This window comes from Pseudoalteromonas sp. 1181_04 (assembly GCF_052850545.1).
In genome coordinates, this window is record NZ_VXCS01000012.1 from 133,387 (window position 1) to 150,914 (window position 17,528).

At 39.6% G+C, this 17,528-nt stretch carries 17 protein-coding genes; 13 read left to right on the top strand and 4 right to left on the bottom strand.

The annotated features are described in order from the left end of the window. The first annotated feature begins 314 nt into the window (after window positions 1–314). The 6 genes from FW757_RS11725 to FW757_RS11750 are packed head-to-tail and all read left to right on the top strand — an operon-like array spanning window position 315 to window position 6,407. A complete protein-coding gene (locus tag FW757_RS11725; RefSeq protein WP_182717774.1) occupies window positions 315–989 on the top strand; it encodes an ABC transporter ATP-binding protein in 675 nt (224 codons plus the stop codon). Beyond that, window positions 983–1,954, top strand: a complete 972-nt coding sequence (locus FW757_RS11730; RefSeq protein ID WP_182717773.1) for an efflux RND transporter periplasmic adaptor subunit — start codon at window positions 983–985, stop codon at window positions 1,952–1,954. Before FW757_RS11725 ends, FW757_RS11730 begins: the two co-directional genes overlap by 7 nt. Continuing rightward, window positions 1,944–3,104 (top strand): efflux RND transporter periplasmic adaptor subunit, encoded by a 1,161-nt coding sequence (locus FW757_RS11735; protein WP_182717772.1) that lies wholly within the window; start codon window positions 1,944–1,946, stop codon window positions 3,102–3,104. Before FW757_RS11730 ends, FW757_RS11735 begins: the two co-directional genes overlap by 11 nt. Continuing rightward, window positions 3,101–4,297, top strand: coding sequence for an efflux RND transporter periplasmic adaptor subunit (locus FW757_RS11740; RefSeq protein WP_182739553.1), 1,197 nt, complete (start codon window positions 3,101–3,103; stop codon window positions 4,295–4,297). The genes FW757_RS11735 and FW757_RS11740 overlap by 4 nt, the downstream gene beginning before the upstream one ends. Further along, window positions 4,297–5,532 (top strand): ABC transporter permease, encoded by a 1,236-nt coding sequence (locus FW757_RS11745; RefSeq protein ID WP_145234192.1) that lies wholly within the window; start codon window positions 4,297–4,299, stop codon window positions 5,530–5,532. The genes FW757_RS11740 and FW757_RS11745 overlap by 1 nt, the downstream gene beginning before the upstream one ends. Window positions 5,533–5,561: 29 nt before the next feature. Then, complete coding sequence (locus FW757_RS11750; protein WP_259398468.1) at window positions 5,562–6,407, top strand: patatin-like phospholipase family protein; 846 nt, start codon at window positions 5,562–5,564, stop codon at window positions 6,405–6,407. 156 nt (window positions 6,408–6,563) lie between these two features. Here the strand turns inward: FW757_RS11750 and FW757_RS11755 are convergent, their stop codons facing one another. Then, a complete protein-coding gene (locus tag FW757_RS11755) occupies window positions 6,564–8,189 on the bottom strand; it encodes a methyl-accepting chemotaxis protein (protein ID WP_182739552.1) in 1,626 nt (541 codons plus the stop codon). Between the two features lie 140 nt (window positions 8,190–8,329). On the opposite strand from FW757_RS11755, the gene FW757_RS11760 reads away from it, so the two are divergent. After that, entirely contained in the window at window positions 8,330–9,142 is an 813-nt protein-coding gene (locus tag FW757_RS11760) for a transporter substrate-binding domain-containing protein (protein ID WP_259398462.1), read from the top strand. A gap of 200 nt (window positions 9,143–9,342) precedes the next feature. Beyond that, a complete protein-coding gene (locus tag FW757_RS11765) occupies window positions 9,343–9,813 on the top strand; it encodes a DM13 domain-containing protein (RefSeq protein ID WP_145234199.1) in 471 nt (156 codons plus the stop codon). Window positions 9,814–9,911: 98 nt separating this feature from the next. On the opposite strand, the gene FW757_RS11770 is transcribed toward FW757_RS11765, so the two are convergent. From FW757_RS11770 to ahpC, 3 genes are all read right to left on the bottom strand, one after another. After that, entirely contained in the window at window positions 9,912–10,316 is a 405-nt protein-coding gene (locus FW757_RS11770) for a GFA family protein (protein WP_182717767.1), read from the bottom strand. A 135-nt stretch (window positions 10,317–10,451) separates the two neighbouring features. Next, window positions 10,452–12,026, bottom strand: coding sequence for an alkyl hydroperoxide reductase subunit F (gene ahpF / locus FW757_RS11775; RefSeq protein ID WP_182717766.1), 1,575 nt, complete (start codon window positions 12,024–12,026; stop codon window positions 10,452–10,454). A 103-nt stretch (window positions 12,027–12,129) separates the two neighbouring features. Further along, the gene (gene ahpC / locus FW757_RS11780) at window positions 12,130–12,699 is read right to left on the bottom strand and encodes an alkyl hydroperoxide reductase subunit C (RefSeq protein ID WP_145234205.1); all 570 of its coding nucleotides are present in this window, start codon (window positions 12,697–12,699) and stop codon (window positions 12,130–12,132) included. A gap of 245 nt (window positions 12,700–12,944) precedes the next feature. Here ahpC and FW757_RS11785 point away from each other — a divergent pair, with 245 nt between their 5' ends. The 5 genes from FW757_RS11785 (at window position 12,945) to FW757_RS11805 (ending at window position 17,495) form a co-directional block, all read left to right on the top strand. After that, window positions 12,945–13,364, top strand: a complete 420-nt coding sequence (locus FW757_RS11785; protein WP_149980032.1) for a DUF3429 domain-containing protein — start codon at window positions 12,945–12,947, stop codon at window positions 13,362–13,364. A gap of 57 nt (window positions 13,365–13,421) precedes the next feature. Further along, on the top strand, window positions 13,422–13,793 hold the full coding sequence (locus tag FW757_RS11790; protein ID WP_145234209.1) for a hypothetical protein: 372 nt from the start codon (window positions 13,422–13,424) through the stop codon (window positions 13,791–13,793). A gap of 8 nt (window positions 13,794–13,801) precedes the next feature. Further along, entirely contained in the window at window positions 13,802–14,605 is an 804-nt protein-coding gene (locus tag FW757_RS11795; protein ID WP_446441244.1) for a class I SAM-dependent methyltransferase, read from the top strand. Between the two features lie 2 nt (window positions 14,606–14,607). Then, window positions 14,608–15,597 carry a Gfo/Idh/MocA family protein gene (locus FW757_RS11800; protein WP_446441245.1) on the top strand — a complete coding sequence of 330 codons (990 nt, stop codon included), beginning with the start codon at window positions 14,608–14,610 and terminating at the stop codon, window positions 15,595–15,597. A gap of 236 nt (window positions 15,598–15,833) precedes the next feature. Further along, complete coding sequence (locus FW757_RS11805) at window positions 15,834–17,495, top strand: methyl-accepting chemotaxis protein (protein ID WP_182784241.1); 1,662 nt, start codon at window positions 15,834–15,836, stop codon at window positions 17,493–17,495. The last annotated feature ends 33 nt before the right edge of the window (window positions 17,496–17,528 follow it).

Here is a 17,528-nt window from a genome sequence, read left to right on the forward strand (position 1 = left end):
GATGTGGGTATAACACTCTGAATATGCTGTATGATTTTTACCATAAAGCCAGCCAAGAAGTTTTTATCGAATTACTTGGCTTTTTTGTAACAAAAAATATTCGCTAAACCCGCACAACTCTTAGCTAAAACGCAATAAATGAAATATAAAACCACGCAATTGTTAACTGACAATGATTAAATTAGCCTTTAAATGTTAAAACAATTAAAGGCTGCAAATAGACGTATGTTTAACTACTATATTTGGACTTGTGTCTCGCTATAAAACTCGCTAGTTTAACCAATCAGATAATAATAAAAACAAAAAGTAACTGTATGATCAGGGTCGAAAATCTTTGCCGTACTTATGGCGCAGGCGAAACGCAAGTCATTGCATTAAGTAATGTTTCATTGCATATTGAAGAAGGTGAGTTTGTCGCCGTAATGGGCGCTTCCGGTTCAGGGAAGTCGACTTTAATGAATATCCTTGGGTGTCTCGATACACCAACCTCAGGCAGTTATTTGCTCTCTGGTGAAAGTATTAAAGAAATAGATGACGAAAGTTTGTCAGCTATCCGTAATAAAAAAATTGGCTTTATATTTCAAACCTTTCACTTATTAACTCGCCTTAGTGCTCAAGAAAATGTGGCTTTGCCACTGCGCTATACCGACACCCCAAAACAGCAAGCCAGTGAGCGCGCTATGGCGATGCTGGATAAGGTTGGCTTGCAAAATCGCGCACACCATAAACCCTTTGAAATGTCCGGTGGTCAGCGGCAACGAGTTGCTATTGCCAGAGCATTAGTAAACGAGCCAAAAGTCATTTTTGCTGATGAACCAACGGGTAACCTCGATAGTAAAACGTCTCATGAAATTATGCAGTTGCTTTGCTCACTCCACCAGCAAGGGCATACTTTGGTCATGGTAACCCATGAAGAAGATATTGCTGCTTATGCTAAGCGAATTATTCGGATGAAAGATGGCATAGTTATAGAGGATAGCGGATGTTAAAAAATCAATGTTTCAAAGCCTGTTTAGGATTATTACTTTACAGCTTAGCTTTCTCAAGCAACGCGCAAAGTTTATTACTCAGTGGTGAGCTAAAAGCCAGCGATAAGCAAATTTTTTATGCTCCAAAATCAGACAATTGGCGAGTACAAGTACAATGGATGATGAAAGAAGGCGAAATAGCGCAACAAGGTGATGTTGTTGTGGTGTTTGATAGTGGCTCGATTGCCAGTGAAATTGAACAAGATGAAGTAAGTTTAGAGGCCGCCGAAGAAGAGCTGCTTAGGATCACCACTAGCAATCAAGAAAAACAAATAGAAGCTGAGTTTAACTTTAAGCGCACTGAGCTTTTACTAGCGCGTGCCCGCATAGATGCTGCTATTCCACACGCTAACTTAAGTACCTATGATTATCAAAAAAATCAGCTCGAACTTGAAAAAGCCCTGATCAATAAACAAAAATCATCCGAAGAACTCAGCCAAGTTAAAACTGAAAATACCGTTGCGCGCAATAAGCAGTTACTGACTATTGAACAACTAAAAACAGACCTTGCATACAATAAAACGCAACTGGCAAGTATGAGCATTAAGGCACAGCGTACAGGGCCCGTTTTATATGCAAACCATCCGTGGAATGGCGAAAAAGCATTTGTCGGTATGACAGCCCAACCAGGCTGGAAAATTGTCGAAATACCGGCCATGAGTGAACTCTACATTGAAGCCTGGGTACACGAAATTGATTATCAACATTTACAACTTGGCCAACAAGCGCAATTGTTATTTGACGCCTATTTACAACAGCCGCTCAATGCGACTTTAAGCGAAATTTCAACTCAGCCAGAAGAACGCCTTCAGTGGGGCAAAGATGCCTACTTTAGAACTCGCTTTAACTTTAACGCTCAGAATTTAAAACTGTTACCGGGCATGAGTGCAAAATTAACAATCGGAGAAGACTCTGATGAATCATAACGTTTTATGCATAATATTGAGTATGTTGCTATTAACTGCATGTAATGACGATGAGCAACAACATTATCTAGTGAAAAAGAGTGATATTGCTATCACGGTTAATGCCAATGGCGAACTGGAGTCATCAACCAGTGCGATCATTGCCCCGCCGTCAGTTGCCCGTATGTGGCAATACCAAATTAAGACTATGCTAGCGGAGAACACCCAAGTTAAAAAAGGCCAAGTGGTGGTATCGTTTGACGACAAACAAGTTCGCGATAAGCTAATCGACAAACAATCTTCATTAGAGCGAGCAAAAAAACAACTCGAAAATGCGCAAAATAAAGAGCTTATCAAAGAGCAAGAACTGACCCTCAGCGTTGCCGAAATGAAAATGAACTACGATAAAGCTAAACGCAAAGCAGAGATTGTTGATCAATCTCGTTCTGAAGTTGAACGTAAAAAGTCACAAATTGATTTTACTATTGCAAACAACGATCTAACGCTTGCTAAAAGTAAGCAAACGTTTCAGCAACAGAGCAAAGAACTAAACTTAAAAATGGTGCAAAGTAAAGTTGCACGGCTGCAAAGTGAGGTAGACGAGTATTTACAAGATATTGAACGCCTTAAGGTAAAAGCCCCAATTGATGGGCTGGTAATTTATAAAACCAATTATGAAGGTGAAAAGTCATCCATTGGTGAAAGTGTGCAATTTGGTCAGCCTGTTATTGAGCTTGCTGTACTTAAAAATATGCAAGTAAAAGCACAAATCGATGAACCCGACAGCGGTAAAATTGCCCCAGGGCAAACCGTTAAAATAACCATTGATGGCAGTAGCGAACTAGTTGTGTCAGGGAAAATAAAGAGTTTGGGTCGTGTATTTAGAGAAAAGTCATATCAAGATAAGCGTCGGATTGTGGATGCCATTGTTAGTATTGATAATATTGACACCAGTGTTATTCGCCCAGGACTTACTGCGCGCTTAGAGATCACCACCGCTCGCTTACCTCAGGTATTAAGTATTCCTTTAACCAGTTTGCAATATGATCAACAAGGTCCCTATGTTACAACCACTGAAAATAACAAACAATTTATAGAGATAAGTCACTTTACCGATAATCTCGCCGTAGTTAAAAGCGGCCTACAACTAGGCGACGAGGTAAAATTATGAAAACGAGCTTTGCACTTAGCTTAATCGTTACAGCTTTATTTATCAGCGGTTGTTCAAAAGAACATGAAATTCAAAACGCGCTTACTTATACGGTTAGTGAACACAGTTTTAAAACTGAGGTTGAAGCCAAAGGGCATTTGATCGCGGCAAATGAAACCCTGATTGTTGCGCCAGCATCAAGCCGTGGGCCACAAACTTTAGCGTGGTTAATGCCAGAATATAGCCAAGTTAAAAAAGGTCAGGTCATTGCTCGTTTTGATGGCGAACAAATGCGTCGGCAAAGCCAAAAAAACACTAATCAAGCGGCTTTAGCAGCGCAAGATTTAGCACAAAAATCAGGAGAAATAGATAAAGATAAGACTATTTTAGAGCACGATATTGTATTGGTTAATGAAGAAAAGCAATTTGCCGAAGATTACTCAATTGAAGATGAACGCATTCGCTCTAAATTAGATATTTTAGAGTCACAACAAAATGTTGAGTTTTTAAATGCAAAACATAACTACTACGACTGGCAAACTGGCCGTTTTGAGCAAAGTGCCACCGGAGAGTTGATGTTATTAAAAATGAAAGAAGACCAATACAAACAAAAATTAGCAACGTTGAACACTAACCTATCATTGCTTGAGATCATCGCCCCTCACGATGGCTTATTAACCCATAGTACTAATTGGCGCGGCGAAAAACCGCGAGCGGGTGAATCCTTATGGCCTGGTCAAAAAATAGCAGCACTGCCTGATGTTAGCCAAATGCAGTTGATGTTATATGTGTCTGAACGTGAAGCAATCGATTTATCCGTAGGTCAGTCACTTACATTCAAACTTATTGCATTGCCTGAGCAGCAATTTCGTGGCGAGTTAATTGAAGTATCACCGTTTCCTAAATCAATAAAACGCGGCGACCCACAAAAATTTTACGAACTAAAAGCAACGATAAATCAGCAAAGTGACGCTTTACGCCCGGGTTTAAAACTCAATGCTACTATTTTAGTGACACCGCAAAGTGAGCGTTTAGTGGTACCTAAACAAAGTGTTTTTACCGAACAAAATGCGCATTATGTCTATGTTGAAGAAGCTGGCGAATTTGTCAAAAAGACCGTTTCATTAGGCAAACATAACCTTAGTCATGTAGAGATCCTCGCAGGCTTAGCTGCTAATGATGTGATCTCACTCATTGATATAAAGGACATCTGATGAAATATTTAACTTTATTTATCGACACCGCCTTAGAGCTTGCACAGCATAAATTACGTACTTTACTGACTTTATTAGGGATGATATTTGGTGTCGGTGCCGTCATTGCTATGCTCAATATTGGTGAAGGTGCTGAACGTGAAGCCATGAAAATGATTGACTCTATGGGGTTATATAATTTGATTGTTAATGGCAAAGAGTTCGATGAAAAAGAACTCAAAGAGCAACGTAAGCATTCGGCCGGTTTAAGCCTGCGTGATGCCCAAGTTGCCCACGACTCGCTGCCTTTTGTTACCGATTTTGCCGCACAAAAAACCATCGAGACGTATCATATTTTTAGCCAATACAATAACAGCGACGCCAATGCCGTAGGTGTAAGCGCTAATTATTTTCAGCTGTCACATTTTCAACTATTTGCTGGGCGTATATTAAATAAAAACGATCAACAACGGTTTGCTCAAGTGGCAATGCTTGGCGCAAATACTGCCAAGCAACTATTTCCGTTAGGTGACGCACTCGGTCAACAAATAAAAATTAACCACTTATGGTTTAAAGTAGTCGGTATTTTACAAGCGCCTTATTTAAAGAAAAAAGAATTTCAAGGAGTCAAACTCGGTAACGAACAAAACCAAGTATTTATTCCACTTAGTACTGCATTACACCGCTTTGAAAGTGGCTTACTTGATAGTGAAGTCAGCAGCTTGAAACTAGCCATTGATAAATCGGTTGATCCAATTGTTGCCGCACAAGCACTGGAACATTTACTGCAAAATCGCCACAGTGATATTGATGATTTTGAATTAGTTATTCCTGCCGCATTATTAGCCCAGCAAAAACAAACCCAGCAAATATTTAATATTGTAATGTCCTGCGTGGCAGGCATTTCACTCCTGGTTGGCGGTATCGGTATTATGAATATCATGTTGGCGACGGTGCTTGAACGCACTAAAGAAATTGGCTTACTGCGTGCTATTGGTGCAACACAAAAAGACATTCGAATACAATTTATTGCCGAGAGCTTTACCATTTCTATTTTAGGTGGCCTACTGGGTGTGGTATTTGGTATTGGCTTGTCTGAAATTATTTCTATGTACTCGCAGTGGGCGGTATCGTGGTCAATGACCGCCATAGTGTTATCGTTTAGTATTTGTGCGTTAGTCGGCCTTATTTTTGGTGTATACCCCGCGATCAAAGCGTCACAGCTTGATCCTATTGAAGCACTGCAAAGTGATTAACTCGAATGTTAGTAGTTAAAGGAGAAAATTTGGTGAGCAACAACAAACACACCCTTGTTGTAGAAGGTGGTGCAATGCGCGGCATATTTGCCACCGGCGTACTTGATGCGTTCTTAGGGGCACAATACCAACCATTTAATCGCTGCTTTGGTGTTTCTGCTGGGGCAACTAATATTGCGGCTTATTTATGCCAACAAGCTAAACGTAATCATAAAGTGATCACTGATTATTCATGTCGACCCGAGTTTATTAATTTAGCGCGCTTTATCCGTGGCGGACATTTATTTGACTTAGATTGGTTATGGCAAACCACCATGGCTGATATTCGTTTAGATCTTGGCACATTTGCAACACAGAACTGTGAATTTTATATTGTCGCTACCGATATAGACACAGCATCAGCGCAATATTTAAAAGCGACAGCAGAGCAAATGGAGCAACAGTTAAAAGCCTCCTGTGCGATTCCTATTGCTTATCGAGATTACCCAGTCATAGATGGTGTTGCCATGACCGATGGCGGTGTGGCTGATTCAATTCCGATCCGAAAAGCCTATCAAATGGGAGCTGAAGAAATCACGGTCGTTTTATCACAACCACTTGGATATCGTAAAAAAACCAGTAAGGCCCCATGGTTTACACGCCGCATTTATAAAAACCACCCGGCACTTGCCAGTGCATCTTTAGCGCGAGCTGATAACTATAATGCCAGTATTGCGTTTATTCATAATCCACCTGCAGACTGTAAAATAAATATCATCGCACCACCGGCTGACTTTAACGTTGGCCGCACCACTAAAAACTATCAAAAGCTCAGCGATGGTTACCAAATGGGGATTGTGGCTGCACAGCAACATTTGCAAAGCATACAGCTATAGAACAATGATTTTATCTATAAAAAAGTGTATGGCAGCTTATTTTTTTTGCTGATGTTGTCACAAAACTGCGCGAACCAAACCTTGTGAAAACGAATAAATTTAGACTGTACCTTGTCATTCGTACTCTATTAATAACAAGGTACACTCATTACAGTGTTATATTTTAAACTCATTTACTTGTTGTTGTAACATACTTGCGAGTAAGGCCAACTCCTGTGATGCTTGTGCGTTTTGCTGTGAACTTTCACTCACTGATGCAATACTAGAACTAAACTCGTTGATGTTACTACTTAATTCATTGGCCACCATTTTTTGCTCTTCAGTGGCTGTTGACACTTGCGTGTTCATATCGGCAATTTCGGTTACCTCTTGATTTATTTCAGTTAAAACTTGTGATGAATATTCTGCATGATCAACACTTTCTTGTGCACTACTTTCAGCGTTGCCCATAGCAACAACAGCTTGTTGAGCCATACCTTGTAGCTTGCTGATCATTTCATTAATACTCGCTGTGGCTTTTTGGGTATTATGAGCAAGCTGCCTTACTTCATCGGCAACAACAGCAAAACCACGACCAGAATCCCCTGCTCTTGCGGCTTCAATCGCAGCATTTAAAGCCAGTAAGTTAGTTTGCTCTGCAACGCCTTGGATCATCATTACAACCTGATTTATATCATTTGTTTGTGTATTAAGATCGTTTATTAATTGTGTATTTGTATTTACTAACTTAGATAACGTTTGGATTGAGCTAATATTATCAGCAACGGCTTGCTGCCCTTGTTGTGCTTTACTATCTGCATTAGTGGCTTTTTCTGATGTGGCCATCGCATTTTGTGCCACTTGTTCAATCGCACTACTCATTTGCGTAATGGCTGTCGCAATCATTGTAGACTGTTGCTCTTGCTCTGTGGCTGTTGAGGCCACTTGCTCACTAATTGAGTTCATTTCTTCTGCCGCAGAAGATAAAGTTAACGTCGCCCCAGATACATCGGTTACTAAAGTATGTATACGTGACAACATATTATTAAAGTTTCGCGCAGTATCTGCAATTTCATCTTCACCAAGTACATTGGCTCGTATTCGCAAGTCAGCATTATTTGCAATTTGCGTAATGGTATCGCGCAGCGCCATCAATGGATTTTGAATTGAACGATAAATAAAATAAGCAATGGCTAACAACAAAAAAATCAACAGTGCTACTGATAATTTCATCACTAGACTTACTAACGCAAAGTTTTCGTCGGCTTGTTTTTTAAAGTGATTCGCTTCATTTAATTGCAGCTCTATTAAAGCTTGATAGCTCGCACTTAACGGATCGAATACATCATATAGATCAGTAACAAACTGCTGTTGAGAGAGTGACTGGAAATCCCCATTGCGTATTTTATTCAACAAATTTTTGAGGTGCGCTTGAACTGGCTTAAGTTTTTGTTCAACAGTATTTACTAAGCTTTTTTCTTCACTGATTAAGTCTGTACTAAGGTAAGTATTCCATTCTTTATCGGCTGTATTTTGAGACTGCTGTACTGCCGCTAATAAATCATTTTGGCTTATAGTCCCGGCTCTAAATTTATGAAGTAAATCAACAATATTAACTGCGTAGTTATCTGACACTGTTTTTATCTGTTTCAATGGTACGATACGGTTTTCATATAAACTGTCAATTCCTTTGACTAACCCTCCCATAGTACTAATTGAATATATGGCAGTAATCGTAAATATTACAACAGGTAAAAGCGCTAATACAATTAAACGGGAACGGACCAAATAATTATTTAACATAGTATTCCAAAGCTACATCTTTAATATTTACAAGTATAATACGTAATTCAAAAGCCTCTACGTTTTTATAATATTTTTTGCAAAAATAAGGTATTATAATTTTGCTATACTAGAGTCATAAAATTTTAAGTTATAGCTCAATGATGAAATTGTATAATTTTGGCGTGCTCTGGTTATTGTTATTGCCTCTGGCGTTTACTAGCTTTGTACACGCAAATGAAGCAATCGTTAATCTTCATTTAGCCAGCCCCAGCAACACCGATACCCCTCGTAATCACTATATTCATGCGCTGTTAACGCTCGCCTTTGCTGAGCAAGGAAAACAGGTTAATTTTATATACTCCATTAGACCAATGAATAAAAAACGCGTGGTGGAAGAGTTGTCAAAAGCAAGCAGTATTAATTTAGCTTGGCTATCGCTCCCTGCTACTAGCTACCCAGATTTACATCATACCTCATTGTCAATTTACCAAGGTTTACACGGCAAGCGATTACTAATAATTAATAAAAATCAACAACCGCGCTTCGCTGAAATATCAACTTCAGCACAGCTTAAGCCTTTAATCGCATTACAAAAGCAAAGTTGGTCTGATTATGATGTACTTATCCGCAATGGCTTCACTGTTAATGGTGAGCTAGATTATAAAGGCATGACTAGAGCACTCGAGACAGGTTTGGCAGATTATTTTCCTCGCTCGGTATCAGCTATTGCCGCTGAGGTGACTAAACTGCAGCATCAAAACTTAATGATTGAACCAACGATCATGTTGCAATACCCGAGTCATTATTATTTTTACACTCATAAACAAAACGATGCTTTACTAATGGAGTTAGAGGCAGGGTTACTAAAACTTCAAAAAAACGGTAAGTTTGCGCAGCTTTATCAACAATTTTTTGGTGAAAAAGAACGAGATCTCGCATTATCATCGAGAAAAGTTTTTCACCTAAATTAGCGACACCATAGCTCACATTACTTATTGCGAGCTAACAACTAAGTCAGTTCACAATAGGGTCAAGCACCCTAATAAAGTAAATACTTAAATTAAGATTGAACTCGCCCAATCCAATTTTGTAAGCTAGCTTATAACTATAGATGAAGGCATCCGCTTGTTTTGCCCTATATACTGAATACTCTCATGGATAAGGTCTTATTATGATGCGTAAATTGTGGCAGGTAGTCGTTTATCTGATGATATTTTGTGTTGGCTTTGTTGCGGGGTTATACACACTGCCAATTTTAACGGCCCCACCATCCCCCAGCAAACTTGAGCTAGCCACACATGCTCAGCAAGCACTTTATAGTGGTGAATTCAAAGCTGACCTCGCAGGCTCCGATGCTTTGCATTATGGTAACGGCCAAGTCAGATTAACCAATGCAATGATCTCTTTTGATGGCACCTTGAGCCCAGGCCCAGATTACCAACTTTATTTAGCTAATCGCTTTATTGATAATGAAGCCGATTTTTTAGCCTATAAAGGCACAATGACAAGGGTTGCAAGCATAAATACATTCGATGGTTTTATAATTAAGGTGCCAGCCGATATTAATATTGCACGCTTTAACACTGTTATTGTGTGGTGTGAGAGTTTTGAACAATTTATAACCGCGGCTCAGTACCAATGAACAAGTACTGGGAAACAACTGCTTTAAAAGCAACAGAGAGTTGCGGCACAGACTATTTACCAGTTTACTTATTATAAAAACACTATCAGCCAACGAACTTAGCGGGTCGGTTCAAAACCATCATAGTGTGGGATATCAGCATTTATTTGCTCCCAATTCGCTTTTGAGCTGACAAAATTATGACTAATTGGCCGCTCTGTAATATCACTATCGAGTATACCCAGACGCAACCTTAGTCTGCTTATATCATCAAGGTTTTCACTGTAAATTGGGCTACCGCATGCACTACAAAAATAGCGGATACGCCCTGGTTTAAATTCAAAGCTGCTTAACCACTCATTGCCTTTGGTTACTTTAAAGTCAACACGAGAGATAAATCCATTGGTTGCAAATGCAGTGCCACTGGCTTTACGACACAACGAGCAGTGGCAATGAATAATGCTCTGGATCGGGCCATCAATTTGCACTGTGACCTTGTTACACAAACAACTTCCTTGATACATGCTAAAACTCTTTAAAAAAATAAGCCTAAATACTAGCACAATTTTTTATCCAAAAAAGCCGCCTTTGGAGAGGGCGGCTTGGGTGAACAAACAGCTATGGGTGGGAGCTGTTATATCAAGAGACTATAATTTGATTTATGCTACGCGTTGCTCTTCACTAGGTGTTTGACGAATTAAGTAATCAAATGCCCCTAGGCTTGCTGTTGCACCACTGCCCATCGCAATGATGATTTGCTTAAATGGTGTGGTCGTTGCATCTCCCGCAGCATATACTCCCGCTAAAGATGTCGCTCCTTTTGCATCTATTATTATTTCGCCAAACTGACTGAGTTCAACATTACTGTCTTTTAACCATTCAGTGTTAGGTATTAAGCCAATTTGCACAAATATACCGGCTAAGTTTAACTGTTTGTTCTCACCTGAGGTGCGGTCAGTATAGCTTAAGCCCGTCACTTTTTTACCATCACCGAGTACTTCTGTAGTCTGGGCATTCTTAATAATGGTGATATTCTCTAAGCTATTGGCTTTACGAATAAGGACGTCATCGGCGCGTAACGTATCTGCAAATTCAAGTACCGTAACGTGCTCAACAATATTAGCTAAATCAATTGCCGCTTCTATACCCGAATTACCACCACCAATAACGGCAACAGGTTTGCCTTTAAATAACGGTCCATCACAATGTGGACAATACGCTACACCATGACCACGGTATTGTTGTTCACCAGCTACGTTCATTTCACGCCAGCGAGCGCCCGTTGCCAGTACTAACGATTTAGTACTGAGCACAGCTCCGTTTTCAAGCGTGATTTCATAACCATTTTTATAACTAAGAGCGACGGCTCGTTGATTATGCATGACATCTACATCGTACTCTTTAACATGCTCTTCAAGCTGAGCTACGAGCTTAGGCCCCTCGGTTGCTTTAATAGATATAAAATTTTCGATTGCTAGCGTATCAGCTACTTGTCCACCAAACCGGTCAGCAACAATGCCCGTATTTAAGCCCTTACGTGCTGAATAAATTGCTGCAGATGCACCAGCAGGACCACCACCTACGACAAGCACATCAAATTGTGATTTTTCATTGAGAGAAGCGGCTTGGCGCTCTGCCCCTTTACTATCAACTTTATTTAAAATATCAGTTAAGCTCATCGCACCTTGGCTAAAGGGCTGGCCATTTAAGTACACCGCGGGTACTGCAAGTATATTTCGCTGCTCTACTTCATCTTGAAATAATGCCCCATCAATCATAGTTGCTTTGATGTTGCTATTATTAGCAGCCATTAAATTAAGCGCTTGTACGACTTGCGGGCATGTTTGGCAACTTAATGAAATATACACTTCAAACTCAAGTGGCTGAGTCAGTGACTTGATTTGGTCAAGATCTGCAGCCGACGCCTTACTCGGATGCCCTCCCGTATGTAACAACGCTAATACCAAACTGGTAAACTCATGCCCCATCGGCACACCAGCAAAGGTAATTTGGCTATCTCGAATAGGTGAAGATACCGTTATTGATGGACGGCGTACGCCACTATCTGGATTATCTCGCACCAAAAATTTGTCGCTCAACGACGCAATATCGTTGGCTAAATTGTCAATTTCTATTGATTTTTTGCTGTCATCCAAGGCGATAAGTAGCTCAACAGGATCAGCAATAGCTGCAAAGTGACTTTTTAATTGATTTTTAATGTTGGTATCTAACATGACTTACCCTTGTTTTAGCAAAAATGCCCATCATCACGCTAATGTGCTTAATAAAATTGTGATGATGAGCCTTCAAGCATATTAATGCTTTGTAATAGTAGATTTAAATTTTGCCAACTAAATCAAGCGATGGTGCTAATGTTTCTTCACCTGGCTGCCAAGAAGCCGGACATACTTCACCATCATGAGTCGCAATGTATTGTGCCGCTTGTACTTTACGTACTAGTTCTTTGGCACTACGGCCAATACCTAAATCATGTGTTTCAATGATTTTGATTTCGCCCTCAGGGTTCATTACAAACGTACCGCGAAGTGCTAGGCCTTCGTCTTCGATCATTACACCAAAGTTACGTGTAATACGTCCTGTTGGGTCACCGATCATAGGGTAAGTAATTTTACCAATAGTGTCTGATGTATCGTGCCATGCTTTGTGAGTAAAGTGAGTATCAGTCGATACTGAGTAAACCTCTACACCCATTTCTTGTAATTGCGCATAGTGATCTGCAACATCACCCAGTTCCGTAGGACATACAAAGGTAAAATCAGCTGGGTAGAAAAAGAAAATAGACCACTTACCTAAAACATCTTGTTCTGATAGTTCAACAAAATCACCATTGTGGTAAGCCGTTGCATTGAAAGGTTGTAATTTAGTGTTAATTAATGAAGTGCTCATAGTATTCCTCATTTGTTTATTTAAAGTGTAAACAACGCAGGTTGCTGCGTTGGCTTGAGTAATACAATAAGGTGTAAATAAAAATTAATAAATTTGATTGTTTAGATTAATTCAATCGATTTTATTGACTGAAGCGGTCATTGTCATCTGGACAGATAGGGCTAAAGCTTTTTTTGCGTCTAATGTTACAATGCTCACTGAAAAATATCGCGAATACGTATTTTTAGTTAATTTTGGGGTAAGCCATGAATAAATTCATCAATCATATCCAGTTAGGCTATTTAGGCTTATTGCCCTTTTTAGCGTGTGTCGGTTGGCCGTTATTAGTCGGTAGTAATAACTTTAATATGCAGTTTTTTACTTTTTATAGTATTGCAATTTTGGCTTTTATGAGTGGTAACTTATGGCACGCTGGACAACAGAGTTATCGAGATGCGATTAAGGCTATACTACCGATTTTACCGCTTGGCTTTTTAGCTTTTTTACCACAACACATAACCTTGGCTTGGTTAGCGGTTAGTTTTTGGCTGGTATTACTATTTGAAAAAACCAGCCCGCAATGGCAAAGCTACCATGCTGATTATCAAAAAATGCGCTTTGTATTAACCTCAGTGGTGTTTGTTTGCCATATATTAGTAATAGGCATTAGTTTATACCCTAACTAGCTCGCCCTTTAAAACGGATTAATGTACCATCCGTGCACTGCTTTTTGAGGAACTAAAATGATAGACCAATTGCGCCAACAGCTTGATCAACTCGGTGAAAACTATGTTGAGAAAAGCGCTCATTTCAAAATTAAAGTGATCCCTTTTTTTTGTGCTATTCAAATCAAGAAAGATCATAAGAGTGAAGGCCGATTATCGTTTTATTCTAATCAATGGCTTGAAATTGCACTCGTGGTACTCTTTTTACTGTTTGGCTTAATGCTCTTCGATCCTGACGCAGGCTTTACTCATGGCCCTATTCATATTGCGTTTGCAGTATTAATCACGTTTAATTTAATTATCAAACAAATCGCGATTGAAGGACTAAAGACTCGCTTAGCGTTTTTACGTTTAATTGATCATGATGCTAAAAACACACCACTAGAATAATTGAATTAATGTATTTAAATCCTAATTGGCGGATCCTTACCGTTGGCGATGGCGACTTATCGTTTTCTCATGCTTTATCTACTGATCTAAAGCCGGCCAAGTTAGTTGCTTCTACCTATGATAGTGCAGCCACGCTCACCTCCAAATATGCTGATAACGCACTAAATGCACTGCAAGATCATCACATTACGGTACTTGATAGTTTTGATGTGACTGACCCACAAGCCTGGCAACGCTTAAATGGCGAGCTATTTGATGTGGTGATTTTTCAATTTCCGCTTATTCCTGCTTTTGTCGGGGAGAGTGCTTATCGTGAAAACACCCAAACAACCAGTATGAACACCCTCAACCGGGCTTTGCTACACCAATATATTAAATATGCCACCAGCTATGCTCTTGATAACAATGGCCCAATGTTGTGCTACATCACCTCAAAAGATGTTAAACCATATCGTGAGTGGAATATTGAAGGCAGCTTAAATTATGGCTTAGCATCACGCTATATCGGCCAAATGCCATTTGATATCAGTCCTTTCCCTGGCTATAAAATCCGTAATGTTGATCGTGACAAACACGTAAAAGACACCAGTGGCACCACTTATGTATTCAGCCCCAAAGAAACGACTGAACTCCATAATCGATTAACTATACCAAGCTACTTAGCAGTTGATAGCTGTTCGCTGTGCCGAGTAGGTCCATTTCAAGCCAGTGAAGATAAACAAAAACACCTATTAGCTAAAAAGCACCAACAAATGTTAGGCTTTGAGGCAGACTGGCAAGCTTGGCTTGCACAATTCAACAATCAGGAGTGACCATGAATTTTGTGATAGTCGGCACTAATTTTATTAGCGATACTTTACTTGCAGCGGCTAAAACAGTCAGTGAGTTTTCATTATATGGCGTATGTTCGCGAGCCGAACAAAGCGGTCATGCATTTTTAGCTAAGCACGCTATAAAAAATGCAAAAGTATTTACGACTATTGAGCAAGTATGCAGCGACGACAGTGTAGACGCTGTATATATAGCAGCCCCCAATAGTTTGCATAAAAGCTATGCTGTGGCCTGTTTAAATGCAGGAAAACACGTGTTAGGTGAAAAACCTGCAGCAGCAAATAGCCAAGAATTAGCCGCGATAGTGGACGCAGCAAAACAAAATAATCGCCTTTATATGGAAGCGATGATGACCACTCACTTGCCTAACTTTGCCGTTTTACAACAAGCCATTGCCAAAATTGGCACGCCACGTAAATACATAAGTCAGTATAGTCAATATTCATCACGCTATGATAAATACAAAAATGGTGAGCGCCCTAACACCTTTTTGCCAGCATTCGCTAATGGTGCGCTCGTTGATTTAGGGGTTTATCCGCTATATATCTTGATTGCACTTTGGGGTGCACCAAACACGGTAAAAGCCAGTGGAGTATTACTTGAAACAGGGGTAGATGGTGCTGGTGATGTATTACTAAATTATAGTGATAAGCAAGCAGTGATCAGTTATTCAAAAATATCTCAAGGTGATAATTTTACAGAAATCCAAGGTGAGCTGGGCCGTATCAGAATTGAAGCCGTTTCGTTATTAAAACAGATACAATTTATTGCTAATGATGGCAGTGTTGAAGAATTATCACAGCCATTTGATGAACACTTTATGCGCCACGAAGTTGCCCATTTCATTACAATTGCCAACGCAGGACAACTCGAATCACCTATCAATACCCATCAACTAAGTATCAATGTGATGGCTGTACTTGATAAAGCAAGACAGCAACTTGGTGTTATTTATCCAGCCGACCGACTATAAGCTACAAAATATTATTCACGCAAAACAACGCCTCAACGCCTCAATGCTTTGAGGCTTGTCAATGTTGTTGTCACTTTTATCATACTCTTGCAATCTGCTCACTAATTTAATGCGTATCCAAATCTTCCTAGTTTGCAAATAAAATTCATGAATTCTTTAGTTAATTGAAATTATATTCTATAGTTATTTAGCATTATTATTAAATCGCATCAGAGGCAATTTTGACAATAAGATTAATGCTAAGAACTGTTTTTGCTCTAGCAATCACAATTGCAGCAGGGCTACTCATTATCATATTACTGTTAAAAACAGGATTATCTGATAGTCAACAATCAGCTCAGCAACGCTATCAGCTAAGTCATTTTGCTAAGCTGTCGGCCTCCAACTCTATCGAGCTAACAGAACTCGCCCGACAATATGTTGTCACCCTACAACCTAGCTATAAAAAACAATACTATGAACTTGTAAATCAAATTGAAGGAACTGAACCCTGGTTAGACGGTCGTAAAAAATCTTATATTGATCGCTTAAAAGAATTTAATGTAAATGAACAAGAACTTGCTTTGCTAAATAAATCTAACTCGCTCTCTTTGCAGTTAGTCAACACTGAAGAACAAGCTTTTCAATTGGTAAGTAGTTTTGCTGGGCAATCACCATCATTATTAAATACGAGCGAATCAAAACAGTGGGTACAGGCAATAGGACTGCTAACCGATAAGGGATATATGGATGAAGTAGCTAAAATACAGACACCGGTGCAAGAATTTTTAGCTGCGGTAGAAAACAGCAGCTTGCAAGAAGTAATGAATAATAACAATCGTGTTGCTAATTTAAGCCTTATTAGTATTGTGATGGTATTAGTTATAATCACTATTTTAATTTTATGCTACTTACAGCTTGAGAAGCGCGTAATAAAGACAACCACGCTATTAGTCAATGAAGCACAACGAATCGCCAATGGTGATTTAACGCATAAAATTGCTCACTCCGGTAACGATGAAATTGCAGAGTTATCAGCCAGTTTTAATATTATGATCGATAAACTATCTACCTTACTGTCAGAAATTAACTCGCAATCCCAACAAGCCCAAATTGCTGCAAACGAGCTAGATTCTATTGCACAGCAGGCAAGACAGCTTAATGACGAGCAGAGTCAAGCAATTGAGGTGATCTCAAGTTCAGTATATGAAAACTCCACCGCCGTCAAAGAAGTATCAAAAAACTGCTCTGAAGCGGCTCAAAACGCAGGAGATGCAGATGCTAAAACACAAGCAGGGATCGATGTCGTTAATCAGAGTATTCATTCTGTCGAATCGGTTGCTGAAATATTAACCGAGTCAATTAATGATTTAAATGATCTCGAATCTTCAGTTAACGAAGTAGCGGTGATCTTAAATGTGATCAGCAATATTGCTGAACAAACTAATCTATTAGCACTTAATGCTGCAATTGAGGCCGCACGAGCTGGCGAACAAGGTCGAGGTTTTGCCGTCGTTGCCGACGAGGTAAGGACATTAGCGAGCAGAACACAAAGCTCAACAGTTGAGATACAACAAAAAATCAATAGCTTACAGTCTGCAAGTAACGCTGTAACCGAACGGATCCGTAGCAGTGATACGCGGGTTAAAGACGCAGTATCAAACTCAGAAAAAGTGGGCTCAATGCTCAAAGAAATAAGCACCCAAGTGCGCTTAATTTCAGATGCAAACCGAACCATTGCAGCTGCATCCGAGCAACAAGCACAAGTAACCGAAGATATAGCTGAACGCTTAACTGGTATTCAAGATGCCAGTATGCAGTCGAAGTCGCAAACCGCACAAATTTCGTCTTCGTCTAGTGAACTCGCGCAAGTTGCGATTAATTTAAATACACAAATAAATAAGTTTAAATTAAGTTAACGGATCTCTGGATTAAAAACCTCAGGCTTTTAT